Origin of the sequence: Zhongshania sp., assembly GCF_041623545.1 — a bacterium.
In the GTDB taxonomy this organism is placed as follows: domain Bacteria; phylum Pseudomonadota; class Gammaproteobacteria; order Pseudomonadales; family Spongiibacteraceae; genus Spongiibacter.
Window position 1 is genome coordinate 1 of record NZ_JBFJWS010000025.1, and the last position, 26,097, is coordinate 26,097.

Sequence of the window (26,097 nt, forward strand, 5' to 3'; positions counted from 1 at the left end):
CGCCGATGCTCGACGTGGTGTTTATCATGTGGATCTTCTTTAGTGTAACAGCGTCCTTTATCAAGGAAGCTGGCGTTGAGGTGAACCGACCAGACGCGTCAACATCAACTAAAAAAGAGAATGTTAATATACTGATTGCGGTAACAGCAACCAACGAAATATGGATTGATAAGCGCCGGGTAGATAAGCGTGCAGTACGCTCAGTTGTAGAGCGGATGCACGCCGAAAATCCTAAAGGTGCCGTGGTTATTCAGGCTGATAAAGCCTCGAATACCGAGACGGTTACTGCGGTTATCGACGCTAGCCGATCGGCTGGTGTATACGATGTTTCATTGGCCACTGAAGACAGCTGATCAATATGAATATTCGACATTTATATGGTGCCGCATTGGCATTTATGGTGACAGCCGCGCTGTTCATCATAATGCCATCGCTTATCGAAATGGCTGATAAAACGCTGGACGAAAAGCCGCGTACGAAGCTAGCCGATATTCAGATGCCGGACACCAAAATAGAAACAATGAAGGACAGCAAACCCGATAAGCCGAAGGAGCCAGACGAGCCACCACCGGATATGGACCAGCCTGAGATGGAAGACATCAATCCGAATATGGATGTTGTCAACATGACTCCAGCTCAGAGCGTAGATTTGACAAATACTGCTGGGGGGCTTTCAGCTTCCGATGGTGAGTACTTGCCAATCGTTAAGGTTGCACCAATATATCCGCGTCGTGCGCAGAGTCGGGGTGTTACGGGTTATTGCACAGTTGAGTATACGGTGACCAAAGCGGGTACGACCCGTGACATCGTGGCAGTCGACTGCGAGCCGTCCGGCTATTTTGAGCGTGCTTCTATAAAGGCCGCAGAGAAGTTTAAGTACAAACCGCGTGTGTCCGACGGCGAGCCTATCGAGGTGCCGGGCATACAAAACCGGTTCACTTATGAGTTGGAAAAATGATGTCTGATTATCACTCGAGCACTAAAGCGATGCGTCCGGTGTTGGTCAAGCTGGGTTGTTCTCTGATCTTAGGTGTTGCCACTGTTCTTGCTCTGCCAGTGGCATCTACTGCCCTGCAGCCGCTAGTCGGTGAGCAAGGCGTGGGCATTGCTCACGCTGCCGAGAGAAAAGAAAAGCCCAAGCGCAGCACACGTAGAACGCCAGCAATCCGCGCTAAAATTTATGAAAAATTAAATGAAGCGCAGATGGCTGCGGACGAGAAGAAATACAGTCAAGCGATTGGCTTGCTGAATGAGCTCCGCGATAAGGAAGGGCGGAACTCACTCAATAGTTATGAGCTTGCCAACCTCTACAATATGTACGCGTTTATTTATTTTACGCAAGAAAAGTACGAGCTTGCTTTGGATGCATACCGCAACGTGGTTAAGCAACCGGATATTCCGGAGGCGATGGAGTTAAATACCAAGTACACCATCGCTCAGCTTTACTTCGTGAAGGAAGATTACCGTAACGGTGTAAGAACTCTTCAGGAATGGTTTAAAGCTAAACAAGAAATGCAAGAAGACCCCGGCGCTGGTGCTTACGCACTGTTGTCGCAGGGTTACTACCAGCTTAAGGACTTAGATAAGGCGTTGAAGTACATTGAAATTGCTATCAATGACTACACCAGCCGCGGTAAGGTTCCTAAAGAGCAGTGGTGGGGATTGCAGCGTTACTTGTACTATGAAAAGAATGACATTAAGCGTGTTACAGCGATTCTTGAAGAAACGTTGAAGCACTACCAGAAAAAAGCCTACTGGCTCCAGCTTTCAGCGATGTACAACGAGTTGAAAATGGAGAGTAAGTCGACTGCAGCAATGGAGACGGCCTACACCGAAGGTGTTCTGGATAATGACAAAGAGCTGATCAATATGGCCTATCTTTTCCTGTCTCAGGAAGTGCCATATAAAGCGGCTAAAGTACTTGATAAAGGCATCAAAAAGGGCCAAATCCCTGCAACTTCTAAAAATCTTGAGTTGTTGGGAAATGCTTGGCGTCAGGCGCAGGAGCTTAAAAAGGCTATCCCTGAAATGGAAAAAGCCGCAGCCAAGTCTGATAAAGGCGAGCTGTGGTCACGTTTAGGGAATATCTACCTGGATAACGACGAGTTTGATAAAGCCGAAAAGGCAATAGAAAACGCGTTCAAGAAGGGTGACCTTAAGCGTCCTGATACGGCTTACTTAGTACTGGGCATGGCTCGTTTTAACCTGCAAGAATATGATGGCGCTAAAAAGGCCTTTAAAGAAGCAGCGAAAAGCGAGAAATCTAAAGACTATGCTAAGCAGTGGATGCAGTTCATGGAAAAAGAGCTGCAGCGTCAAGAAGCGTTGAAAGACGGCTAATTTACGCGTGATGTTCTTTTAAAAGGCACCTTAGGGTGCCTTTTTTGTTGGTGTATATTGCACAGTTTAGTGGACGCCAAGGACAGCCCTTTCTATAGTCTTAGTAGTCAATGTAATTGGTCGTAATCATGGATTTAAGCGGATGCTTTGGGTGCCGGTATATAAGGACATTGTGCTGTGCTTTTAGCTTAATTTGCACCTCTGAAGTTATCGCAAATTCCCTAGATGCCGACACACCGCGGCCGGGATTTATTACACGGTCATTATTAACTGCGGAAGAAACTCGTGATGAATGGTCTGAGTCATGGGTGGATTTTGCCGAGGGCATTGATCGATACTTTAGTAAAGAAGATGCGCCCCCTGACTATAAAAATGAAAGTTACGTGAAACTCCAGTTCAAGCAGACTTGGGAAGAGCGGGGTGAAATCCAAACTGACCTTCGTGTTAAGGCAAAGTTTGATCTGCCTAATACTCAGCGCAAAATGAAACTGTTTTTTAGTAGTGATGAGGCCAGTGAAAACTCCTTAGAGGAGCGAGTGCGGAGTAACTCTACTGGTGAGCGCTTCAGCCGCAAAGAGTCGGTGTCGGGTATCGAAATTAGCCCGGATAGTGAATGGCATAAATGGAAACGTTCGGCCCGAGTTGGTGTCAAATTGCGCGCGCCACTGGTTGGTTTTGGTCGCTACCGTTTGCGGCGGCCCTTTGAGAAATGGGGCGAATGGACGCCTGAGTTTCTTCAAGAGGTTTGGTATTTCAGCGACCGGGGCTGGGGTGAAACCTCAGAATTTGAACTCACGAGGCCCCTAGGGGAACGCATGGGCTTGCGCTACTGGACGGTTTTGGAGTTCGAGGACCAAAATGATTTCTTCCAAAATGTGCATGTCTACTCTTTAACGCAAGGCCTTTCTGACCGTACCGCGCTTGAATACCGCGGGGGACTAGTTTTCTCGAACGAGTTTGATGCCCGGTTAACGGCGTATTTTGCCGGCACCAGCTATACCTACAAGCTCTATGAGGAGTGGGTATTTATAACCGCTAGCCCAGAGGTGTTCTTCCCGAGGGTAAATGGCTGGAATGCTGAAGCGAGCTTTACCATTAAATTGGATGTGTACTTTTCGCATTAATCTAGATCAACAGGCCGCTTTATCGCCTGAGTTTTCTTCTTAAGTCTTACATTGTCTCGAGATACTTGATTGTTGACGCACTGCTCCGCGGAGTGCGCGCTAAATATGGCGCGAAATATGCTTGTTTCTAAATAGCCACCGCCTAAACGGATACCACAAGGCTACGTTTCCGCAGTGATATTGGGAATAGGTGGCGTATATTTTAATGGCCCCGCTGGATTTTAGTGACAGGGGCGCTATAGCTAGTCATAGTTCAGCTAATTAGTGGTCAATCTGAAATGATTGAAATGCGGCTTCCGCAGGAGATGTAATGACAATTCGCGTGGCAATTCACCACAAAACCTATTACAAGTTTGATCGCTTGGTTAACTTGTCGCCCCACATCATTCGCCTCAGGCCGGCACCTCACAGTCGCACACCTATTCACAGTTACAGTATGAAAGTGACCCCAGAGACGCACTTTTTGAACTGGCAGCAAGATGCCTTTGGGAACTACCTCGGCCGTTTGGTGTTTCCTGAAAAAACCGATAAGTTTTCTATCGAAGTTGAAGTGATTGCCGATATGACGGTGATTAACCCCTTTGATTTTTTTCTCGAAGAGTACGCTGAAAACTTTCCCTTCTATTACAAAAAGCAGCTAAAAAAAGAGCTCGCACCTTACTTAGAAAAGGAAAAGCAAGGTAAAAATTTCAGTAAGCTTTTGAAGTCGATTTCTAAAAAACCTCGGCGAATGAATGATTTTTTGGTTGAAGTGAATCAAATACTCGAAAAGAAGATCGAATATTGCATACGCTTCGAGCCTGGGGTGCAAACACCGGAAGAAACCCTAAGCCTTGCCAAGGGCTCATGCCGAGATTCCGCTTGGTTGCTGGTGCAAATTTTCCGGCACCTGGGTTTGGCGGCGCGCTTTGCCTCCGGTTATTTAGTGCAGCTAAGCTCCGATGAGAAATCCCTCGACGGTCCCAGTGGCCCAGAAAAGGATTTCACTGACCTCCACGCATGGTGCGAAGTGTATATACCTGGTGCAGGTTGGATTGGTTTAGATCCCACCTCAGGCCTTTTTGCCAGCGAAGGCCATATCCCGCTCGCCTGTACACCTGATCCAGTATCGGCGGCCCCCATTGAAGGCTATACCGATGAATGCGAAGTGGAGTTTGACTACACGAATGTCGTTGAGCGCGCCCACGAAGACCCCCGAGTTACCAAGCCCTACAGTGATGCCCAATGGGCTGATATTTTATTGCTTGGCGATGCGGTAGATCGTGATCTTGTCGCCAAGGATGTTCGGTTAACGATGGGTGGTGAGCCGACGTTTGTGTCGGTCGACGATATGGAGTCTGCGCAGTGGAATATTGATGCCCTCGGTGCCGATAAATTGCGTTTAGCAAAAACCTTATTACTGAAGTTACGTAATCATTTTGCTCCATCGGGTTTGCTCCATTACGGCCAAGGCAAATGGTATCCCGGTGAGGAAGTCCCACGCTGGGCGCTGGGTTTGTTCTGGCGTAAGGATGGCGAAGCCCTATGGACCCAACCTGATTTACTGGCAAGGGTAGATCAGGATTACGGCCATACCGCCAAAAATGCGGAGAAATTTGCTGTAAAACTGGCGGGCTTGCTGAGCTTGGCCAAGGATTATGTGCAGCCTGCATATGAAGATGCTTTACACTATCTTTTGCAAGAGCAGAAAATCCCCAAAAACATAGATATTCTCGCCTCGAAAATCACTGATGATTTAGGTCGCCGCCGCCTAGCAAGACTTTTAGAACAGGGTTTTAAGGACCCAAGTGGATTTATAGTGCCCCTAGCGTGTGATCCCGCAAGTGGGGAGTGGACGAGCAGCATTTGGAGCGTGAAGCGCGAACGTCTTATTCTAACTCCCGGTGATTCACCAATGGGCTTGCGTCTGCCCTTGGGGGATTTGCCTGAATCGGCGGAGACAGATATTCCAGTTGATCGTGACCCATTTGATCCTCGTGGTGACCTGCAGGTTCGCGAAGATATTCATTTTCCGCTTGAGTCCAACCCCCCAACGCCGCAGAAATTGCAGGGCGCGAATAAGGCAATTGACGAAGCCCTAGATAAGAGCCGGCCTTTAGTACGAACTGCAATGTGTATTGAGGCGCGAGGTGGCAAAGTGCATATTTTTATGCCGCCTTTGCATAGTCTTGAGCATTATATTGAGTTGGTTGCGGCCATCGAAAAGACGGCTGAAGAGCTAGCGGTACCAGTCATCATTGAGGGCTATGAACCACCGAGAGACCCCCGCATACAAAAGTTACTGGTGACCCCTGATCCCGGTGTTATCGAAGTCAATGTTCATCCGACCTCGAATTGGCGGGAGCTTGTCGCGAATACCTCGGAGCTGTATGCGGCGGCGCGGGAATGCCGTTTGGGCGCGGAAAAATTCATGCTCGACGGACGTCATACCGGTACCGGTGGCGGCAATCATATCACCCTTGGTGGCGCCACCCCGGCCGATAGCCCAGTGCTACGTCGTCCAGACTTACTGCGCAGTTTGGTTACCTTCTGGCAGCATCATCCTAGTTTATCGTATATCTTTTCCGGCGCCTTTGTCGGGCCGACCAGTCAGGCGCCTCGCATTGACGAGGGGCGGGACGAAATGCTCTATGAAATGGAGATTGCCTTTCAGCAAATGCCAGAAGGCTTGGCAGATCAGCCTTGGCTGGTTGACCGCTTAATGCGAAATTTGCTGATAGATATCACCGGTAATACCCATCGCGCTGAGTTTTGTATTGATAAGCTGTATGCACCAAACAGTGCTACTGGCCGTTTGGGGCTGCTGGAGTTTCGGGGATTTGAAATGCCTCCCCACAGCCGCATGGCCTTAGTACAGGCTCTTCTTATTAGAACCTTGGTAGCGCGGTTTTGGGCCGAGCCCTATAAAAAGCCATTAGTAAGATGGGGCACTGCGCTACACGACAAGTATATGATGCCTCACTACCTTTGGCAGGACATGAACGAAGTTGTCACTGACTTGCAGGAACATGGCTACCCCTTCAAGGCTGAGTGGCTATTGCCCTTTGAAGAGTTTCGCTTTCCGCATTATGGCCGGGTTAAACTCGACGAAATCGAAATTGAACTGCGCTGGGCGGTCGAACCCTGGAATGTGCTGGGCGAAGAGGTGGGTAGTTTTGGTACCGCGCGTTACGTGGACTCGTCGGTGGAGCGCTTGCAGGTTAAAGTGAGTGGCTTAACAGATGGTCGCTATATTCTTGCCTGTAACGGGCGTCGAGTGCCGCTGCGCAATACCGCCACCCACGGCGAGTACGTAGCGGGTGTGCGCTACCGCGCATGGGCACCGCCGTCTGCATTGCACCCAACCATTGGGGTCCATACGCCGCTAATATTCGACCTGATCGATACGTGGACCGGACGTTCAATGGGCGGTTGTAGTTATCATGTTTCCCATCCCGGCGGCCGTAGCTATGAAACCTTCCCGGTCAATGCGATGGAGGCAGAGGCGCGACGTGGTAATCGTTTTGGCATCCTAGAGCATACGCCTGGGCCTTATACCCCGCGACCGGACTTAGACGCGGTGCGAGAGTTCTTTACCGAGCCGCCGCGACCTCTGGCACCACCGCAGGAGGAGTCGCCGGGAGAGTATCCACATACTCTGGACTTACGCCGCAAGCCAAACTGGATAGGCTAGCGAATGTAAAGCTTGCACAATAAACACCTAAGGCCATGCCGCTAGTGAGAAAACGCACTGGCACATGGCCTTTTTTGCAACTGGCAGTGAGGGATATAAATGGTAGATTGGTATGGCTAATTGGCAAACTCGATAAATGAGAATAATAAAATGACAAATAAATTTGATTACGTCAAAACTCGTCGCGACGAAGTCGACGCTATCCCGGTTAAATGGCAGGGCACTGTTCAGCGTGTGATGAAGCATTTAACTCGCTTTAATGTCTGGGTATACAAAAAGAGCAACGGGCGCTTAATGAAGAATTTCCCCGGCGGCTTTCCAATCTGTATCGTTGGCATGACCGGTAAACGATCCGGTGAGCGCAGAGAGATTGCCTTGATTCACCTGCCTTGGGGTGACAAAAAACTGTTGGTTGCCTCGCAAGGCGGCATGGAAAAGCACCCGCTGTGGTATTTCAATATTGCTGCCAACCCTAAAATCGACATCATGGTTGCTGGTAATACCCAAAACTATCTCGCGCGTCAGGCCAACGCAGAGGAAAAGCGTGAGCTGTGGCCCCATTTGCTGAGTTTGTATCCCGATTTTGATCAGTATCAGGCTCGGACGGATCGCGATATTCCGGTGTTTATCTGCACATTGGCAACTGACTGAATAAGGGGTAAATATGTTGGACTCACCACTGGCCCGAGATCAGCAGCGCCGTTTAGCAATGCACGGTTTTATTATCTTATTTCTAGGTTTGCTTTCGGGTATCGGCTTTTCCTATGCAGCCGCAACGGCTGAGACGAGCGACCCAAGCTACGGCGCGTGGCGTTTTGCACATATGGAAGGGATCATCAATGGCTTGCTGGTCTTAGCTGTCGCTGGTATTTGGCTGCGTATTAATTTGCGGGGGGCGCTTATAAATGTAGCGCGTATCGTTCTAGTCTTAGGTTGCTATGCAAATATTATTGGGCCAATAATCAATGCCTTGTTTATTGGTAAGCGACTTGTCGTGCCAGAAACGGCCCTGGAGGCATTCGTGGTATACGGCTTCTATATTCCCGGTACTCTTCCGCTGCTCGCATTGCCGGTATTTGTAATGAACCTTTATCGCCAGCGCACTGACTTAGTGTGAACTGTGCCGTGTCAGCGTGTTTGGGATGCCTGTAATATCAGCATATTAAATTAGCCCTCGCCACGCCGGGGTTGTTGCGGGCAAATGGATTGCAAGCATGAATACTAAAGTGCGACCGTTCTTCTTAGTCATCACTGTGCTTATATTTACGGCAGTCCTGCCGAGCTGCAAGAGCAGTGGCGGGTCTACGCCGATAACAGTGAGTGATAATGGCACGGCGTGTACGGCGCCAGCGCAAAGGACAGATGCGGTGCCGCGCTTACAGCGTGAGGGCCGCTGGCTGGTGGATCATCACAATCGTGTGGTCATTAGTCACGGCGTAAACCTAGTTTGGAAGTTAGCGCCATATTTCCCGCCCAATAGCCTTGACGGTTTTACTGCAGCTGACGCCGATTGGTTGGTGGAACACGGTTTTAATTCGGCGCGAATCGGCACCCTATGGACCGGCGTTTCGCCCACTGCCCCAGGGCAAATCGACCAAAGCTATCTCACTGCTTGGGATCGCGTCGTTCAGTTACTTGCTGAACGGGGTATTTGGATTCTATTCGATTTTCATCAGGATATGCTCGGGGAAATATATCAGGGCGAAGGTGTTCCTGAGTGGGGCATTCCAAGCGGCCTAACGACCGCGGTATTGGGGTCGCCAGCACTGGGCTTTCCCTTTAATTATTTTACGCCTCAGGTCTCCGAGGCCTTTGATAATTTGTGGGCCGAGCAGGGTGAAATTTGGCAGGGATATAGTGCAGCTTGGCAGGCGGTCGCCAGTAAGTGGGCTCAGCAAAAATATTCTATGGGCTACGACTTGCTGAACGAACCTTGGGCAGGACTCGAGTGGCCGACGTGTATTGTTCCCGAACTTGGTTGTCCGGCATCGGATCGTGAAATACAGCCATTTTTTGAACAGGCAATCTCCGCTATACGCGGGGTAGATAGTAAAAACATGGTGTGGATCGAACCTCAGTTACTCGCGGGTGGTACCGGCACGCCTACTGGCTTTACGCCGATTGTGGGGGAGTCGCAGCTTGGCTATTCTGTTCACAATTATTGCCCTTTAACCGCGTTTATGCAGGCTGCCGATCTCGGTCTACCTATTCCGGATATGTTGCCGGATACCTGTGAAGGCTTCGAGGCTAAGGTTTTTGAACAAGCGCGAATTACGAGTGAGAGAATTGGAGCAGTGGAGCTGGTGACCGAGTTTGGTGCAAGCGACGATCTGGTGCTCTTAAGCAGGGTGGCGAATTTAGCTGATCGCCATTTAACCGGCTGGCAATATTGGGCTTATAAAAACTGGAATGATCCCACAACCCAATCACAGGAAAGCGGCGCCCAAGGTCTGTTTGGCGATGACCGAGATTTGAGTACAGCTAAACTTGATAAGCTTAAGGAGTTAGAGCGCGGCTATCCACAAGCCACGGCGGGAATTCCCCTCGAATTATCTTTTGACACTGTTACAGCTGATTTCTACTACCGCTACCAAATTCGTCCCACTAACGCCGACACCAAAATCTACCTCCCCAAGCTTCATTACCCTAATGGATATAAAATAGAAGTCAGTGGTGCAAGCGTAATCTCAGCGGCGAACGCAAGCCTGTTAATTCTCCAGAACAGCAGCTGCGAAGGTGAAGTCGAGGTCGCGGTCAGCAAATTACCTTAGTTATTTGCCCCACGTTAATTTTAAGCTGATTTTCGCCACAGATAATAAATTGCGGGTATCACCAACAGAGTTAGTATCACTGCGCTAATCATGCCTCCGACCATGGGTGCAGCCAGCCGACTCATTATTTCAGAGCCGGTACCGCTGCTCGATAAAATCGGTAGCAGACCTGCAATGGTGGCGCCCGCCGTCATTATGATAGGTCTGACTCTCAGTCCTGCACCACGAATAATCAGATTTTTTAAATCCTCATTATTGATGCGCGGGGAAGCTGCGCGGTGCCATGCTTGATTTAAATACACCAGCATCAGCACGCCAATTTCTATTGCTACCCCAGCGAGGGCGATAAAGCCGACGCCGCTGGCGACCGAAAAGTTATAGCCCAATAGATACATTAGCCAGACACTGCCAACTAAGGCTAACGGTAGACTTACTAAGATAATCGCCACCTCGGTCATCCTTCGGAAATTGAGGTAAAGCAGTATGATGATAATGCCCAAGGTCAGTGGCGCGACATAACTAAGTTTCGCTTTGGCGCGGGCCATATATTCGTATTGGCCAGCCCAGCTTAAAGCGTAGCCAGCGGGAAGTGTCAGTTGCTCGGTAACACGTTGTTGAGCACTGGCCACATAGCTACCGACATCCACATTATTGATATCGATAAACGTCCAGCCGTTAATGCGCGCGTTTTCGCTTTTTATGCCCGGTGGGCCACTTTCAATTGCAATAGTGGCAACGTCGCCAAGGGCGATGTACTGGCCGCTTGGGGTGATGATAGGGAGCAGTCTTATTTGCTCGGGAGAATCGCGGTATTCTTGGGGATAGCGTAAATTAATGGGGTAGCGCTCGCGGCCCTCGACGGTTTGCCCAATATTTATGCCGCCGATGGCGGTGCTGATAACGTGTTGTATATCGGCAATATTCAATCCATAGCGCGCGGCTTGTTCGCGTTGGATGTCGATGCTCAGATAGCGCCCGCCCGCCACCCGCTCAGAATATACTGAGCTGGTGCCGGGCAGGTCTTTTAATATCGTCTCAAGACGCAGGCCGATATCCTGAATGGTTTGAAAGTCTGGTCCAGAAACCTTAATACCGACTGGGGTTTTAATGCCGGTGGCCAACATATCAATACGGGTTTTGATTGGCATAACCCAATTGTTCGTTACGCCGGGGAGCTGCACGACGCGATCGAGTTCCGCGCGCAAATCCTCTTTGCTTAAGCCTGGTCGCCACTCGCTCTCTGGGTGAAATTGAATATAAGTTTCGATCATGGTGAGTGGCGCGGGATCGGTCGCGGTGTCGGCGCGGCCTATTTTGCCGAATACGGTTTTTACTTCAGGCACCGTGCGAATGAGTTTGTCGGTTTGCTGTAGTAGCTCCCGCGCCTTGCCTATGGAAATGCCGGAATAGGTCGTGGGCATATACATCAAGTCGCCTTCGTCGAGGGAGGGCATAAACTCGCTGCCAATCTGGCTAATTGGCCACAGGCTAATTGCGCAGCTAAAGAGAGCAAGACCCAAGGTCTTCTTTGGGTGTCGCAGCACTAAGCTTAACACTGGGATATAGCCAGCGATTAAGACGCGGTTAATTGGGTTTTTATTTTCAGCTAAAATTTTGCCGCGAATAAAATAGCCCATTAATACCGGCACCAACGTAATTGCCAGGATTGCCGCCGCAGCCATGGCATAGGTTTTGGTGTAGGCGAGGGGGGAGAACATGCGGCCCTCTTGGGCCTCTAGGGTGAACACGGGCACAAAGCTCACGGTAATAATGAGTAGGCTAAAGAACAGCGCTGGGCCGACTTCGCTGGCAGATTGACTTACTATCTGCCAGCGGTTTTCTGGGGTAAGTGGCGTGTCTTGGATATGCTTGTGCATGTTTTCAACCATGACAATAGCGCCGTCAATCATTGCGCCAATGGCAATGGCAATACCGCCGAGCGACATGATGTTGGCATTGATTCCCTGCACTTTCATTACGATGAACGCGGCTAAAATCGCCACCGGCAAACTAATAATCGCCACTAAGGCGGAGCGCACGTGCAGTAAGAAAATGATGCAAATCACGGCGACCATGATTAGCTCTTCTATTAATTTGTGCCAGAGGTTTTCTACCGAACGCTGAATGAGAGCCGATCGATCATGAACGGTAACTATCTCTACACCGGGCGGTAGACCGCCTTTTAATGTCTCTAGTTTGGCCTTGACCCCAGCGATGGTTTTCTGGGCATTCTCGCCAAAGCGCATTACGATAACGCCGCCGACGGTTTCGCCCTCGCCATTAAGTTCGGCAATACCCCGGCGCATCTGGGGTCCGAGGCGTATCTCGGCAACATGCTTGAGTAACAGTGGCGAGCCGTTCACCGACTGACCCAAGGGAATATTATTGAGATCATCGACACTGCGGATATAACCACTAGCGCGAATGATATATTCGGCCTCACTCATTTCGATCACTGAGGCGCCGACTTCTTGATTGCCGCGCTGTATTGCCATTTGAATATGGGCGAGGGGAATGTTGTAGGCGCGTAATTTGTGGGGGTCAACTTCTACCTGATACTGCTTAACCATGCCGCCAATGGTGGCGACCTCAGATACCCCCGCAACGGTTTGCAGTTCGTATTTTAAAAACCAATCCTGGAGGCTGCGCAGCTGGCTGATATCGTGCTGGCCAGTGGGGTCAGTCAGTGCGTAAAGATAAATCCAGCCGACACCGGTAGCGTCGGGGCCGAGCTGCGGTCTCGCAGTGGCGGGTAAATTGGGGCTGACTTGGCTCAGGTATTCCAGTACCCGGCTGCGCGCCCAATAGGGGTCGGTGTCTTCATCAAAAATAATATAGACATAAGAGTCGCCAAAAAAGGAAAAGCCCCGCACTGTTACCGCGCCGGGCACAGCAAGCATCGCGCTGGACAGCGGGTAAGTGACTTGATCTTCAACCACTTGTGGGGCTTGCCCTGGGTAACTGGTTTTAATAATGACCTGAACATCAGACAGATCGGGAATGGCATCGACGGCGGTGGTTTTAACAGCGTAAAGACCGCTGCCAATTAATATTGCGGTGGCAAGTAAAATGAAAAAGCGATTCGCCACCGACCAGTAAATAATACGGCTGATCATGGTGTGGCTCCCATCACCGAATGCCCGTCGTGATCCATGCGAATAAAATCAGAATCTTTACTAGACTCTGAATCTAATAAAAACTGTGCAGAAACAACCACCTCGTCGCCGGCCTTAATCCCGCTAATTATTTCCGCTTCGTTGCTGTTGAAATTGCCCACGCTTACGGCAACGGATTTAAAACGGCCGTCGCCTAAAGCGAGCACCACCCGATCTTGCGTTTGACTGCGAATGACCGCCGTCTTGGGAATGATCACGGTCTCGATGTCAGCCTGCTGCTGTAAATTAAGTTGAGCAAACATATTGGGCTTGAGTATGTGGTCGCTATTGTCGAGTTTTAAGCGGAGCTGTTGACTGCGATTGAGCTTGTCTAGCGTTGGGTAAATATAATCTACGGTGGCCGTCCAGGTGCGATTGGGAATGCCGTCTATATGCACGCTGGCTTGGTCGCCGAGCTCGACGCCGCTGCCTTGGCCGCCAATAATGTCGGCGATCGCCCACATTGAATCCATGGTCGCGATGGTGGCGATGGCATTACCGGGCATAACGTAATCGCCTTCACGAATATTGAGTTCGCTTAGTACGCCGGTGCGCGGTGCCAAGATAGTAATGTTGTGTTGAGCCACTCTCGCTTTCTTGATTTCTTTAATTATCGAGGGGGCAATTTGTAAACTGAGTAAGCGTTGCTCGGCGCCTTTGGTCAGCGCCTGATTATTGCGGCGAAGCGCCAGCAAAAACTCTTCTTGGGCAGTGACTAATGCAGGTGAATACAGTGTGTAGAGTGGCTCCCCCGCGGTGACGACATCACCCACAGCGTGGGCGTAAAGTTTTTGAACCCAGCCCTCGACCCGGGGCTGCACACGGTGCAGTTGGTCTTCGTTAAACTGAATCGTTGCCGGCGCAGAAATAGCTTTGGTAAATTTGCCATCGCGGGCTTTTGCGGTTCGCACCCCTAAGTTATTAATAACATCAGGAGAAATGCTAACGGTGCCGGGGCTGTTTTTACTGTTGTTGTTGGCGTAGACCGGTAGCAAGTCCATTCCCATGGGCGACTTGCCGGGACCGGGACGACGAAAATTGGGGTCCATGGGGGCGACCCAATACAGTGGCTCTGGGGTCGAGTCATTTGCTGGGCTACTAGATGTAATCCATGCGGTATTAGGCGCAATAATATACGCCCCCAGTAAAGCGCCAAGTAGAATTCCGCCGCAGGCTCCGGCGATCAAGAAATATTTACTGCTGCTCATGACGGTCTCCGACTAGCAGGTAGTCAATGGTGGCGATGATTTTCCGGCGGTCGACGCGGAGATTTAGGGCGTCAATCTCAGCATTGAGCGCGTAAATTCGCGCTTGTATCACCTCCTTAAAATCACCCTTATCATTTTGATAGGCGTTCAGACTGGCGATTACTTGCTCGCCGGCTTCGCGCAGTAAGCGGCTTTTATAAAGTGTTAGGCGTTCGTCTATGCGCTGTAACTGGCTTAGTTGAGCTTTTAAGTTAGCCATCATCTTGCGCAGTAACAAAGCCTTGTCGGTGCGGTTGGCCTCAGCGCGGGCTTGGGCGGCGATTAAGTTTTGGTCTTGGCGTTTGGCGGTAAACAAAGGCAGGTCAACACTAAGCCCGACCGAAAATAAATCGGCACGATCATTGTCTAGCGGGTCTTCTGCGCGGTAGGCGTAATTGGCGTTAATCGCCCACTCGGCTTTGTACTGCTCTTGGCGTAAGGCGACGTCACTTTGGGCTGCGGCAATGGTTTGCTCAATTGCCAGAATTGCCGGGTGCACTTGCAGCGCCGTAGTGGCACGGCTGTCGCTGATATTTCGGGTGCTGGGCTTAGGGAAAATGTCGCCGCCGAACTCAATAATTTGCGTTGTGCCTAACCACTCGCTCAGCTGATCCCGTGCGCTATCGCGCTGCTGTTTAAGCATAAGTACGCGATCGTCAAGGCGGCTTAGGGCCAGCTCTGCAGCGATGATATTTTGCTGTCCTGCGTGGGCGAGCCCTGCGCCGTAATTGTTGCGGCTCAGCGCCAGCAATTGCTGGAAGAGCCGGCGGTTGTCGGCAATTAAAGAAATACTCTGCTCGGCGCGATAGCCCTCTAACCATAGTTGGCTGACGGTTGCCGCGACCTTGGATTTACGGTCGGCGCGTAACAGCGGTTGCTGTTGGCCTAGCTGTCGCTTTTGTTCCGCTATAAACGCGCGGCTATTGCCACGAGGCAGGCGCTGACTAATGCCAATGCTTGCATGAGTCATTCCCTCCTGTCGAAAATCGAAGCTGTCGGCAGGCAAGTTCGCGGCGCCTAAGTTCAGTACTGGATCTGGCAAGGTCGATGCCGAGATCGCTTCGGCAGCCAGCGCACTTTCCCGAAGCTGGCTGCCGTGCAGCCAAGGGTCGTTGGCCTGCGCAATACTTATGGCCTGAGCTAGGCTGAGGCTATAGACGCTGGCGGACATAAATAGGCAAAGTCCGCCCAGCAGCGCGCTGCGGCGGGCCCGGTTTGCGCTGCCCATTACTGTTGCGCTTTGCTGTTGATAGTGGCGTAAACCTCGGTGTTGCCGTTGTCTAATAGCAGCAAAATATCGTAGGGCTGAAAGCCGCGCCCCATATCCATGCCGGGGCTGCCCATGGGCATATTCGCGACGATCAAACCGCGGGCGCCGCTGGGTTTGTCGGCTAAAAACTGGGTGATGTAACGGGCTGGAATATGGCCTTCAAATACAAAGCCGTCACTAGATACTGAGGTGTGGCAGGCTTGTAAGCCAGTGGGAATGCCAAGTTCAGCTTTTAGGGCATTGAGATTGACGTGGTTTTGAACCGTGGTGGTGAAACCGTGTTGTTGTGCGTGCTCGATCCAGACCCCACAGCACCCGCAATTAGGGTTTTTATGCACTGATAACTCTGTACTCGGTGCAAGTCGGGGCGTTGCCGCTGCAGTTTCACTGTGGCTATGGGCGCTTATTACTGCACCAATTATGAAAAGGAATACAGAGGTTTTAAGTTTAGAGATAGTCATGATCGCTCCGCGATAAACATAGCTTTTAAATCAAATGAGCAAGGCCGGCATGCAGCGATTTTGATGCTGCCGTGCAATGGCTCGATTTACAGGGATTAGCGCAAAAAATAGGCGCAACTGTACTGTGTTAGCGGTTTATGGGCGGGCGGTAAAGGCTGGTGAGTGGGGCTGGCTTAGGATTGTTAAGGGTGAATTTGGCACGGGAAAGCGGTGCTGAAGGAAGAGTATAAAGGGCGTTAGCACTCAGTAGCGCGGCGCTGGCGCAGCTGCTTTTGGGGCAGTCGCTTTGTTGGGAGTCGCAGCAGTTGTCACTGGTATCGGCAAGTGTCTGCTTGGACATGGCGTGGGCCATGTGCATATTGCTGTGATCGACAGGCATCGTCAGTGTCGGCGATGTGTCCATATCCATCGGTTCTGGGCACGGCGTGTAGGCATAGGCGAAGGACTGAGCCAGCAAGCTCAGTAAAAGCAAAACGATGTGAATATGCTTGGTTCGCTTTTGCGTCATCTTTATAGCTTGCTACCGCTAAATAGCTTGAGTGCCGTTTGGCTATTCTCGACTTGCTTGGCCGGCGCGTCAAGCAAGAGGTTCTTCCGCCACGGAGATTAGCCGGTAAATCACCTGCCCCGCTTTTTTCTCTTTATCGATTTGCCAGTTGGCTGGCAGGGCTGGCAATGCCTCGTCGTTGGCGGTTTCAATGTAAATCTGAGTATTGGGCTTCAATGCATGGCTTGCCAGCGCGGTAATAACCGGTGCCAGTAAATCCATATGAAATGGCGGGTCGAGAAAAATTATATTATAGCTTTGCGCGCTTTTATTCAGAAAGGCTAGGGCATCTTTACAGTGCACAGTGGCGTGGGGGCAACGCAAATTTTCAAGTTGTTGACGAATCTCTTGGCAGCTATTGCGGTCGGTGTCGATAAAATCGCAGTGCGCGGCGTAGCGCGACAGCGCTTCTAAGCCTAGCGCGCCGGAGCCGGCAAATAAATCTAGGCAGCGAGCGCCGTGAATAGTCGGGTTAAGCCAGTTAAACAGGGTTTCGCGTATGCGGTCACTGGTCGGCCGCAGGCCCGCGGTACCCTCGAAATGGAGCTTACGACTGCGCCATTGGCCGCCAATGATGCGCAGGCTGCCCTGTTGGCGGGTATTCGCGCTTGTTTGGGCAGCTGTATTGCGGGGTGTTTTGGGCATGGTGTTTCCGGTGCCAGTTACTCAGAGAAATGGTAGGATACGGCTTTTATTTGCACAGTAAACCTTACCCGGAATATAAATACCCGCATGACAGAGAATTCAAAGCTGCCCGAGACTGAAGCTGAAGTAGTCAAGAAGGGCTTATTCGCCCGTTTTAAAGAGTCTTTTGTCGGCTCAGAAGAAGATCAGGCGGCACTGGCGGCGGCCGAAGGCTTTATCGACGATAAAGAAATTGCGCCTTGGCAACACCTAGAATTAACGCCCGAAGAGCAGGCGTCCCTGCTGGTGCGGTTTCGCGAAGGCCTAAGTAAGACCGGCGCCCAATTGGGCGAGGGTATGGCTAATCTTTTTCTCGGCCGTAAAGAGATCGATGACGAACTCCTCGAAGAAATTGAAACTCATCTACTGATGGCCGATGTTGGCGTGGATGCCACCCAAGAAATAATTGGTAACCTCACTCGTCGAGTATCCCGTAACGAGCTGGATAACCCAGAAACGCTGTACGTTGCCCTGCAAGAAGAATTGAGCACCCTGCTGGCGGCCGCTGAAGAAGAGCTGATCATTCCTGAGGGCCCAGGCCCTTATGTGATTCTAATGGTTGGGGTTAACGGTGTCGGCAAAACCACCACTATTGGTAAATTAGCCAAGCAATTTCAGGCCGGCGGGCGCTCGGTAATGCTGGCCGCTGGGGATACCTTCCGCGCGGCGGCGGTTGAGCAGCTGCAGGTGTGGGGTGAACGCAATGAGGTGCCTGTGATCGCTCAGCACACCGGTGCTGACAGCGCCTCGGTGCTGTTTGACGCGTTGCAGGCGGCCAAGTCACGGAAGGTTGATATATTGATTGCGGACACTGCTGGTCGTTTGCACAATAAAGACAACTTGATGGAAGAACTGAAAAAAGTGGTACGGGTGCTGAAAAAACTCGACCCGGACGCTCCCCATGAGGTCATGCTGGTGTTAGACGCTGGTACCGGCCAAAACGCCCTAGCCCAAGCCAAGCATTTTCAGGAAGCGGTCGGTGTCACTGGTCTCACCCTGACTAAGCTCGATGGCACCGCCAAGGGCGGTATCGTCTTTGCGATTAGTAAGCAGCTTGGAATTCCGATTCGCTTTATTGGGGTGGGCGAGGGTATTTTAGACTTGCGTCCCTTCCGTGCTACAGAGTTTGTTGGCGCCCTATTTGGCTGGACACAAAAGCAGCAATGATTCAATTTGATCAAGTCAGCAAGCGCTATGAAGGCGGCCATGAAGCACTCACTGATGTGAGTTTTCACATACCCCGTGGCGAAATGCGTTTTTTAACCGGCCACAGTGGCGCCGGTAAAAGTACCTTGCTGAAACTGATTATGGTGATGGAACGGGCGAGTACCGGCCAAGTTATTGTTGGTGGCCGCAATTTGTCGAAATTGCCAGTGCGGCACATTCCCGAAGTTCGCCGCGAAGTTGGCGTGGTGTTTCAAAACCACCAATTACTGTTTGATCGCAGTGTTTACGATAACGTCGCGCTGCCATTGATAATTGCCGGCTATGGGCACCGTGATGTCGGCCGCCGAGTGCGGGCGGCGCTGGATAAGGTTGGTCTGCTCGACAAAGAGCGCAAAAACCCGATTACTTTGTCCGGCGGTGAGCAGCAGAGGGTGGGTATCGCTCGCGCAGTAGTCAATAAACCAGCGCTGCTGCTGGCCGATGAGCCCACGGGTAACTTAGATCCCCAGCTCTCCGCCGAGATCATGCATCTGTTCGAGCAATTTAAGCAGGTGGGTGTCACTGTGCTTATCGCCAGCCACGATTTGGCCTTGATTGCTCGTATGCCTTATCGCTTGCTCACCCTGCGTAATGGCCGCCTGATTACGGCGGGAGGGGCTGACAATGGCCCAGAATAAACTGAATAAGCGGCGCTTGGGGCAATTGCAGACGCCCGCGGCCCGAAAAGATGTAAAAGGTGCGCGTCGCCATAAAACTGGCTTGCGTGATCGCTTGGCGAGTTACCGCAGCCATCACCGCCAAGTCGCCCTCGACAGTTTGCAGCGCCTATTGCGCCGCCCCGCCGCAACCTCGCTGACCAGCCTTGTCATTGCTATTGCTCTAGCCTTGCCGACGAGTTTGTATATTGGCTTAAATAATATTCAGGCGGTTAGCAGTGGATGGGAAGGCGCGGCCCGTATCTCCTTGTTTTTAAAGGCCAATGTTTCGGCTAGTCAGGCCGAGAGTTTGCGCCGCAGCATTAGCGCTCGGGACGGGGTGCAGGCCGCAGAGTATATTTCCCCCGATGCGGCCCTAGTGGAATTTCGCGCCAGCTCTGGTTTTGGCGATGTGCTGGATCAATTAGATAGCAACCCCTTACCAGGCTTGATTGTAGTGACGCCCCGGGAAGCCAATATTTCGGCGGCAGCGGTGACAGAACTTCAGCAGGTGCTAGCGAAATTGCCCGAGGTCGATTTGGCCAAGCTCGATATGGAGTGGTTGCAGCGCTTAAATCGCATTACCGAGCTGGGTCGTCGGTTAACGATCGCGCTAGCGGGTATGCTAGCGGTAGGTGTGCTGCTGATTATTGGCAATACCATTAAATTAGCCATAGAAAGCCGGCGCAGCGAGATTTTGGTTGTTAAGTTGGTAGGCGGCACCAATGCTTTTGTGCGCAGACCCTTCCTATATACCGGCTTTTGGTATGGCTTAAGCGGCGGCTTGGCGGCTTGGATCTTGGTACAGGGAGGGTTGTGGTGGCTGCGGGCGCCAATTGCCGAGTTGTCAGTGTCTTATCAAAGTGATTTCCATCTGCTGGGCCTCGGTGTGGTTGATAGCGTATTGTTGTGGTTATTTTCCGGATCGCTAGGCTTGCTGGGGGCTTGGCTGGTGGTGGGGCGTGAATTGCGAGCGATCGAGCCCAGCTAGTTCCGCTTAAACAGGGTGTTATAGGCGCTAAAGCGCCAGATTAAAGGCATTGGGGCTTGAACTTTTGGTAGTTTACGACTCTAATAAGTGCCAGTGTTTTTTACCAATATCTTAGGAGGAGTGCAATGAGTACCCATCTGCAGCCGATACAGCAGCTTGTACCGGGTGGCGACCTCTCTGCATATATTCAGTCGGTTGGCCGCATTCCGGTGCTTAGCGCAGAGCGCGAGCGCGAATTAGCCGAAGAACTCTTCTACCACGAAAGTGTTGAGGCCGCCCGTCAGTTGGTTATGTCTCATCTGCGCTTTGTTGTCCATATTGCTAAAAGTTATAACGGCTACGGTTTGCCCCAAGCTGACCTGATTCAAGAGGGTAATGTTGGCCTCATGAAGGCGGTAAAGCGTTTTGACCCTGAAAAAGGGGTGCGCTTGGTATCTTTTGCCGTGCATTGGATCAAGGCTGAAATTCACGAGTACGTACTGCGCAACTGGCGCATTGTGAAAATCGCCACTACCAAGGCTCAGCGTAAGCTGTTCTTTAATCTGCGCCGTGCTAAAAAAGAGCTGTCCTGGTTGAGTAACGACGAGGTTAATGCCGTCGCCGCTGACTTGGGTGTGGATGTGGCGGAAGTGCGCCGTATGGAAGGTCGTCTAAGTTCGGTGGATGTGGGTTTCGACGCCGACACAGACGATGAGCGTGGCCCCGTTGCTCCCGTGCACTATCTAGAAGATCATAGTGCGGACCCAGCCTTGTTATTAGAGTCTGACAATCAAGAAGAGAGTGATCATCAGCACCTGAGTGTGGCCTTGGCTGATCTGGATGAGCGCAGTCGCGACATACTTCAAAGTCGCTGGCTGACGGACAATAAGGCTACTTTACATGACTTGGCCGCTCGCTACAGCGTCTCGGCTGAACGTATTCGTCAGCTTGAGCAGGCGGCCATGAAAAAACTGCGTGCGGTGATGGAAGCCTAAACGTCATAGCAAGCGCATCGATACCGTTAAAAGCCCCGCACTGCGGGGCTTTTTTGCATCTAAGGGATGATTTTCTAATAATCCCAGTTTTTTGTCCGAATTTACCGTCAGTTTCCGTTCATGCTGGGCTAAGGCGCTTTTGAAAAGCGGCCTACATCCGTACAATAGCGCCTTTAAATGCAGGCAGGACGGGACTATGGCTTCGTTAACGCTTTTTATGGCGGCAATACTGGGCTTTCTTGCAGTTGCCTTGGGTGCCTTTGGGGCTCACGGGCTTAAGGCAAGTTTGTCTGCTGAGATGATGGCGGTCTATCAAACCGCCGTGCAATACCACTTCTATCATTGCTTGGCACTGCTAGTAGTGGGTTTGCTCATGCACAGCGGTGTGCAGCACCTATCGCTACGAATTGCGGCGGTTTTGTTCTTTCTCGGAGTGCTGGTGTTCAGCGGTAGCCTCTACGCGTTGGCCATTAGCCAAATTAAAATTCTTGGCGCCATAACACCCATTGGTGGCCTGATGTTCCTAATAGCCTGGGCCTGCTTGGCCTATTCAGCGTGGAAAACAATGTAATGACTGAACAAGCGGCTCCGATGCGCCGTCGGATTAAGAGCTTTGTATTGCGTACCGGACGAATGACCGATGGCCAAAAGCGCGCCTACGATATTAATTTTAATAACTTGGGTTTAAAGCGCGCCAACGGCCCTGTAAGTTTTACTGAGGTGTTTGGTCGAGAGGCGCCGACCGTGCTTGAGATTGGTTTTGGCATGGGCGACTCACTCGCCGAAATGGCGATCCAAGCACCGGAGTTGAATTTTGTTGGTATTGAAGTTCACACCCCCGGGGTTGGCCGCCTGATGTACTTAGCTGAACAGGCGAGGCTGACAAATTTGCGAGCCTACTGTGACGACGCTGTTGAAGTTCTTGCGCACTGCATCCCGGACAATAGTTTGAGCCGAATTCAAGTTTATTTTCCGGACCCCTGGCATAAGGCCCGCCACCATAAGCGCCGTTTAATTCAAGCGGAATTTGTACAGGTGTTGCGCAGTAAATTAGAAGTGGGTGGCGTGCTTCATCTTGCCACCGACTGGGAAAACTACGCGGAGCACATGATGGAAGTGATGAGCGCTGCCGAAGGCTACCAAAATGCTGCTGGTGATCAGCAGTATTCTCCGAAGCCGGATTTTCGCCCAAACACAAAGTTTGAAAAGCGTGGCGAACGGTTGGGGCACGGAGTCTGGGATTTGCTATTTTCTAGAGTGAATTAACCCCCAGTATCACCATATTAAACGGTTTCCTGCAATTCGGTGATCGCTTGTTGCATTGTATCCCAGTGATCAAACAATAAGGCGCGACGCCCAGCGTCATCGCTAGGAATATCCGCTGCGCGCACTCGCCAAAAGCGAAGGCGCACAGTGGTGTTCAACCAACTACCATTGAATAAGCTGGCAAAACTGGCCGAGCCTTCAAAGCCGCTGTGTGCCAAAAACAGCAGATCTTTGTCGGGCGCAGTCTTCATTAACGCCAGTGCACCTGCCGGCCGGATCGGCAGTAATTTGCTCCAGCGCTCGGCGCGCTGTAAAGCCTCTGTGTCCCCTTTGTCGGCAAGTAACTGTAAAATCCGATCACGCTTCGGGCTTGAAAATCGCGTACCCTCCATATAAATAATCAAGCTGTCAGCTGCGCTCGCTTGGCGTGCAAGGGATTCTAAACTGGCCAGCTCCGGCCCCATGTCCTCCGCTATCCTATTTAGAAAAACATTGGGCAGGCGATTGCCGACGATATCTAAACAGGGGTCGAGCAATAACTCTCGCTTTAATACATAACTCACATTGAAACCGCATTTTTTTGCATAAAAGCACAGGGGTAGTATCGTGTCACCTGTACTGCAGTGGCGAGGTAGTACTATGGCTGCGGGGCCGCTGAGAGCGTCCTCGCCCTCGACAATAAAGCGCAAACGAAACAGCATTTGTGCGAACTGGCGCAAGGTGTCGGCCCACCAAAATTGCAGTGCGGTATTGGCCTGCAGGTACGCTGAGCGTGGTGTGCCGAATACGGTGTGTTGTAGCCACAGCCACCCACTGGCTAAAATCCCAGTGACTTCACAGCAAAGAAAGAGAAAGATAAAACACACACAGCGCAAGCTTGAACGGGCACGTTTTACGGCAAGCCCGGCGAGTGCAAGGAGCGGAATCCACAGCGGAGATAACAGCAATAGGACTAAGGCGCTAAAGAATATAAGGGGAATGGATACTAGTCTGCGCGCAAGGGTGTGATGGGTAAGCCAAATCATTGATTCGATAATTCCTTCGCTATATAAGAGGTGCTTACTATACGAGCTTAGCTACTTTCTCGATTTGTAGCGACTTATCGGGTGGCATGGCAATATCGAATGTCAGCAGTCTGCCTTCGTCGTGAAGCAATACGCGGATGATTTTTCTCGCCGGTCGTAAAAGAAGCTTGAAGGTGTAGTGAAGAGCGTCATCGCTTTACTGTTGTTATACAGCGAATCTACCGTAAAAACTCAGGAGTGTGTGGTGAGAAATCCGCTAATGTTTGTGGTCGACGTCATGGGCCATATTCTGTGGATTCCATTGCGGTATTGCTTGGCAATGGAATTGCCATCGCTAACGGGCGGGTTCAAGGCATATATTGCGTTACTTATGGTGACCAATGGTATTTCGCTGGTATTTGATATAACCGATGTGTGGCGCTATATGCGCGGTGATCGGTAAATTCATATCAAGGTTCCAGAACCCAGCCCAGTTTTTGAGGTATGGCTATGCCACTGATTCTTCACCAACCAAGGTAGTGCGGCGCATTAACCGTTTACTGTCTAGCGGGTATTCTGCGGCGCGGTGCAACGTACCAGTGTTATCCCACAGTAAGAAGTCGCCCGCCTGCCAGCGATGCCGGTATACGTATTGCGGCTGGGTAGACCAATCTAACAAGCGGCATAGTAATTTGTTGCCTTCGGCTAAGTCCATGCCCTCGACATAGAAGCACGATGCGCCGAGCAGCAACGAAGGTTTACCGTGTTTGTGTTGCCAAACTAGCGGGTGGCTTTGTGCTGGGTAGGATTGCCAGCGCTCAAGTTCATGTAAGCTGGGCTGGGGTCTTACCAGGCGCTGAGAAGCCTCAAGGCAATGGCGGACCCTAATGCCCTCTAGGGCCTTTTTGTCTTCGTCAGAAAGGTCTTGGTAGGCAGCATAGGTGTTGGCGATCAAGGTGTCGCCGCCTTCGCCCTCTGCAGGAAGTGTCCTCACAGAGAGCATGGTCGCTTTCGCGGGAACGGGGTCGTTTGCGCCATCGATATGCCAGTAAAAAGCACCGCGGGTGTAGTCGGCAGACCGGTTTACCTTGGGATCCATGGAAATATTTTGCAGTAGCGCATCACCGCCCACGAGGTGTATGTCACCAATGGTGCGGGCGAACTGTAATTGTTCGTCGTCACTTAGGTGCATATTCGGAAAGACAAGGGCGCTGCGTTCTACGAGCAGTGCTTGAATTTCCTCTGCGTATTTTCCGCTGAGAAAGTCAGCGCGGTCGATGCTTACGGTACTACCCACTAGTGGCGTTGCGTTTATTGCTTTCATGTTTTTATTATCTCTTTACAGCTTGGCTTTGTTGTTTAGTTTAATCGTTGGTTTAGCTTTGCCGTACACCGGTTGCATCGCTTTCCTTAAAGACCGGAATCGGCTCAACCGCCTGCATCATTACCAGGGGTAAAACCCGCGAGGTGGCTTCTTGGTAGGTGGCATAAAAGGGGTGGCAATCGATAAAAAAAGCCCAGACCTTATCGCGCTCAGCGCCTTCTGGCTCTCGCCACGTACCGCGAAATGCTTGGGTGGCTATCTGAAATTCGATGTCTTTGTTGCTAATAATATTTAAATACCAGTCTGGGTGGTGGTCGGCACCGCCTTTTGATCCGCAAATGACCACCTCGCCACCGATGTCGGCATAGCACAGTGGTGTAATAAAGGTTTTACCGCTCTTGCGGCCCTTGTATTTGACTAGGCAATGACTGGCAAAGCTGCAGCCACCAACGGCGGTGATATCCATAATATGGCCTTCGACGCCACCGGAGCGCAGGTAGCTTTCGCGGTGTTCGGTTACCCAGTCGCGGCGTACGGCGCTAATCGCTGCTGAAGATTCGTCGCTCATATTATTCTCCTTGCGGTGTACTTATTGGTCTCAATTACCGTACTTCAATTCAACGCGAGTATTTTCGCCATTGGGGCCCATTGGCGAATCGTATTCGATCATTGAGCAAACCGGATTGGTGTGACTGGCAAACAACTTTTTTTCATCTTCTTTGACGTAATCGATACGGTCAGGGGAGCTAATAATTTGTTGGGAGCGCTCGAAATCTTCGCGGCTATTCCACCAAATCTCCATGATGCAGTCATAGCCGCAATCGTGCACTTCACCGGTGACGGGATTCTTTTCTGGCTGCAAGTAGCGGCGGACATAGCGTACGGCATTGGGTATGGACGGTGCTCGGCCCATTTTCTTAGAGAGCTGGGAGTGTTGGTTCTCGTAGTAATCCATGAACTCCTCCATGCTCATATCGGGGTGTTTACGGAAAAAACAAATTTGTTTAAACACGGCGTCACCTATTTTATTTTTGGGATGTTTCGCTGCTGGTCGCATTTCCGTGGAAGGTGTAATGTAGCACAACAACGTTGATTAGTAATAGGCAATTTAGGGGTGCACAGGCCACCGTAGGCTGAAACGCTGTTACCGGTAACTCAGTGTCTACTCGTTACTGTTCCGAGTGATGGCCGGTTTGGCGTCAAGCCCTTGCCGTCATTGCAACACGCACATTTACAGGCTAAGTCAGGAGGGGTTAGGTAATGTCAAAAGCTAAGGTAGTCGCAGTGGTGACAGGGGCTAGTCGCGGGGCTGGAAGGGGGATTGCAATCGCGCTCGGCAGTCACGGATGCACTGTATATGTAACGGGGCGCTCGGAGCGGGAGGGGGATGCTGCCATGCCGGGC

The 26,097-nt window shown here is 51.2% G+C and carries 26 protein-coding genes; 16 read left to right on the forward strand and 10 right to left on the reverse strand.

Annotated elements, in window-relative coordinates:
• The 8 genes from ABYT30_RS05225 to ABYT30_RS05260 form a co-directional block, all read left to right on the forward strand.
• On the forward strand, positions 1 to 353 hold a 353-nt coding region (locus tag ABYT30_RS05225), incomplete at its 5' end, for an ExbD/TolR family protein (protein ID WP_373095541.1).
• A 5-nt stretch (positions 354 to 358) separates the two neighbouring features.
• Positions 359 to 958 (forward strand): energy transducer TonB, encoded by a 600-nt coding sequence (locus tag ABYT30_RS05230; RefSeq protein ID WP_373079850.1) that lies wholly within the window; start codon positions 359 to 361, stop codon positions 956 to 958.
• On the forward strand, positions 955 to 2,340 hold the full coding sequence (locus tag ABYT30_RS05235; RefSeq protein ID WP_373079852.1) for a tetratricopeptide repeat protein: 1,386 nt from the start codon (positions 955 to 957) through the stop codon (positions 2,338 to 2,340). Before ABYT30_RS05230 ends, ABYT30_RS05235 begins: the two co-directional genes overlap by 4 nt.
• 308 nt (positions 2,341 to 2,648) lie before the next feature.
• Positions 2,649 to 3,464 (forward strand): hypothetical protein, encoded by an 816-nt coding sequence (locus tag ABYT30_RS05240; protein ID WP_373079854.1) that lies wholly within the window; start codon positions 2,649 to 2,651, stop codon positions 3,462 to 3,464.
• A gap of 310 nt (positions 3,465 to 3,774) precedes the next feature.
• The gene (locus tag ABYT30_RS05245) at positions 3,775 to 7,137 is read left to right on the forward strand and encodes a DUF2126 domain-containing protein (protein WP_373079856.1); all 3,363 of its coding nucleotides are present in this window, start codon (positions 3,775 to 3,777) and stop codon (positions 7,135 to 7,137) included.
• A 150-nt stretch (positions 7,138 to 7,287) separates the two neighbouring features.
• Positions 7,288 to 7,788, forward strand: coding sequence for a nitroreductase family deazaflavin-dependent oxidoreductase (locus ABYT30_RS05250; RefSeq protein ID WP_373079858.1), 501 nt, complete (start codon positions 7,288 to 7,290; stop codon positions 7,786 to 7,788).
• Positions 7,789 to 7,801: 13 nt separating this feature from the next.
• A complete protein-coding gene (locus tag ABYT30_RS05255; protein ID WP_373079859.1) occupies positions 7,802 to 8,254 on the forward strand; it encodes a hypothetical protein in 453 nt (150 codons plus the stop codon).
• A 97-nt stretch (positions 8,255 to 8,351) separates the two neighbouring features.
• Entirely contained in the window at positions 8,352 to 9,908 is a 1,557-nt protein-coding gene (locus ABYT30_RS05260) for a cellulase family glycosylhydrolase (RefSeq protein ID WP_373079861.1), read from the forward strand.
• Positions 9,909 to 9,928: 20 nt separating this feature from the next.
• On the opposite strand, the gene ABYT30_RS05265 is transcribed toward ABYT30_RS05260, so the two are convergent.
• The 6 genes from ABYT30_RS05265 to rsmD form a co-directional block, all read right to left on the reverse strand.
• Entirely contained in the window at positions 9,929 to 13,024 is a 3,096-nt protein-coding gene (locus ABYT30_RS05265; protein WP_373095544.1) for an efflux RND transporter permease subunit, read from the reverse strand.
• Positions 13,021 to 14,271: an efflux RND transporter periplasmic adaptor subunit gene (locus ABYT30_RS05270; protein ID WP_373079864.1), complete on the reverse strand. Its 1,251-nt coding sequence runs from the start codon at positions 14,269 to 14,271 to the stop codon at positions 13,021 to 13,023. Before ABYT30_RS05270 ends, ABYT30_RS05265 begins: the two co-directional genes overlap by 4 nt.
• Positions 14,258 to 15,538: a TolC family protein gene (locus ABYT30_RS05275; RefSeq protein WP_373079866.1), complete on the reverse strand. Its 1,281-nt coding sequence runs from the start codon at positions 15,536 to 15,538 to the stop codon at positions 14,258 to 14,260. Before ABYT30_RS05275 ends, ABYT30_RS05270 begins: the two co-directional genes overlap by 14 nt.
• Positions 15,538 to 16,041: a DUF411 domain-containing protein gene (locus tag ABYT30_RS05280; protein WP_373079868.1), complete on the reverse strand. Its 504-nt coding sequence runs from the start codon at positions 16,039 to 16,041 to the stop codon at positions 15,538 to 15,540. The genes ABYT30_RS05275 and ABYT30_RS05280 overlap by 1 nt, the downstream gene beginning before the upstream one ends.
• 127 nt (positions 16,042 to 16,168) lie before the next feature.
• Positions 16,169 to 16,549 carry a hypothetical protein gene (locus ABYT30_RS05285; protein WP_373079870.1) on the reverse strand — a complete coding sequence of 127 codons (381 nt, stop codon included), beginning with the start codon at positions 16,547 to 16,549 and terminating at the stop codon, positions 16,169 to 16,171.
• 69 nt (positions 16,550 to 16,618) lie between these two features.
• Positions 16,619 to 17,233, reverse strand: a complete 615-nt coding sequence (rsmD, locus tag ABYT30_RS05290; protein WP_373079871.1) for a 16S rRNA (guanine(966)-N(2))-methyltransferase RsmD — start codon at positions 17,231 to 17,233, stop codon at positions 16,619 to 16,621.
• An 87-nt stretch (positions 17,234 to 17,320) separates the two neighbouring features.
• On the opposite strand from rsmD, the gene ftsY reads away from it, so the two are divergent.
• From ftsY to trmB, 6 genes are all read left to right on the forward strand, one after another.
• A complete protein-coding gene (gene ftsY, locus ABYT30_RS05295; protein WP_373079872.1) occupies positions 17,321 to 18,439 on the forward strand; it encodes a signal recognition particle-docking protein FtsY in 1,119 nt (372 codons plus the stop codon).
• Positions 18,436 to 19,116 carry a cell division ATP-binding protein FtsE gene (ftsE, locus tag ABYT30_RS05300; RefSeq protein WP_373079874.1) on the forward strand — a complete coding sequence of 227 codons (681 nt, stop codon included), beginning with the start codon at positions 18,436 to 18,438 and terminating at the stop codon, positions 19,114 to 19,116. The genes ftsY and ftsE overlap by 4 nt, the downstream gene beginning before the upstream one ends.
• Complete coding sequence (gene ftsX, locus ABYT30_RS05305) at positions 19,103 to 20,125, forward strand: permease-like cell division protein FtsX (protein WP_373079876.1); 1,023 nt, start codon at positions 19,103 to 19,105, stop codon at positions 20,123 to 20,125. Before ftsE ends, ftsX begins: the two co-directional genes overlap by 14 nt.
• Before the next feature lie 125 nt (positions 20,126 to 20,250).
• Entirely contained in the window at positions 20,251 to 21,099 is an 849-nt protein-coding gene (rpoH, locus tag ABYT30_RS05310) for an RNA polymerase sigma factor RpoH (protein ID WP_373079877.1), read from the forward strand.
• A gap of 196 nt (positions 21,100 to 21,295) precedes the next feature.
• Positions 21,296 to 21,670, forward strand: coding sequence for a DUF423 domain-containing protein (locus tag ABYT30_RS05315; RefSeq protein ID WP_373079879.1), 375 nt, complete (start codon positions 21,296 to 21,298; stop codon positions 21,668 to 21,670).
• The gene (gene trmB / locus ABYT30_RS05320) at positions 21,670 to 22,365 is read left to right on the forward strand and encodes a tRNA (guanosine(46)-N7)-methyltransferase TrmB (RefSeq protein ID WP_373079880.1); all 696 of its coding nucleotides are present in this window, start codon (positions 21,670 to 21,672) and stop codon (positions 22,363 to 22,365) included. The genes ABYT30_RS05315 and trmB overlap by 1 nt, the downstream gene beginning before the upstream one ends.
• Before the next feature lie 17 nt (positions 22,366 to 22,382).
• On the opposite strand, the gene ABYT30_RS05325 is transcribed toward trmB, so the two are convergent.
• Positions 22,383 to 23,390 (reverse strand): 1-acyl-sn-glycerol-3-phosphate acyltransferase, encoded by a 1,008-nt coding sequence (locus ABYT30_RS05325; protein WP_373079882.1) that lies wholly within the window; start codon positions 23,388 to 23,390, stop codon positions 22,383 to 22,385.
• A gap of 244 nt (positions 23,391 to 23,634) precedes the next feature.
• Between ABYT30_RS05325 and ABYT30_RS05330 the strand changes: the two genes are divergently transcribed.
• Positions 23,635 to 23,832: a hypothetical protein gene (locus ABYT30_RS05330; protein ID WP_373079883.1), complete on the forward strand. Its 198-nt coding sequence runs from the start codon at positions 23,635 to 23,637 to the stop codon at positions 23,830 to 23,832.
• 45 nt (positions 23,833 to 23,877) lie between these two features.
• Here the strand turns inward: ABYT30_RS05330 and ABYT30_RS05335 are convergent, their stop codons facing one another.
• The 3 genes from ABYT30_RS05335 to ABYT30_RS05345 are packed head-to-tail and all read right to left on the reverse strand — an operon-like array spanning position 23,878 to position 25,705.
• Positions 23,878 to 24,693 carry a TauD/TfdA dioxygenase family protein gene (locus ABYT30_RS05335; RefSeq protein ID WP_373079884.1) on the reverse strand — a complete coding sequence of 272 codons (816 nt, stop codon included), beginning with the start codon at positions 24,691 to 24,693 and terminating at the stop codon, positions 23,878 to 23,880.
• 52 nt (positions 24,694 to 24,745) lie between these two features.
• Positions 24,746 to 25,261, reverse strand: a complete 516-nt coding sequence (locus ABYT30_RS05340) for a nitroreductase/quinone reductase family protein (protein WP_373095545.1) — start codon at positions 25,259 to 25,261, stop codon at positions 24,746 to 24,748.
• Positions 25,262 to 25,291: 30 nt separating this feature from the next.
• Entirely contained in the window at positions 25,292 to 25,705 is a 414-nt protein-coding gene (locus ABYT30_RS05345; protein WP_373079886.1) for an EthD domain-containing protein, read from the reverse strand.
• 248 nt (positions 25,706 to 25,953) lie between these two features.
• On the opposite strand from ABYT30_RS05345, the gene ABYT30_RS05350 reads away from it, so the two are divergent.
• The coding region (locus ABYT30_RS05350) for an SDR family NAD(P)-dependent oxidoreductase (protein WP_373095548.1) at positions 25,954 to 26,097 on the forward strand (144 nt) is incomplete at its 3' end.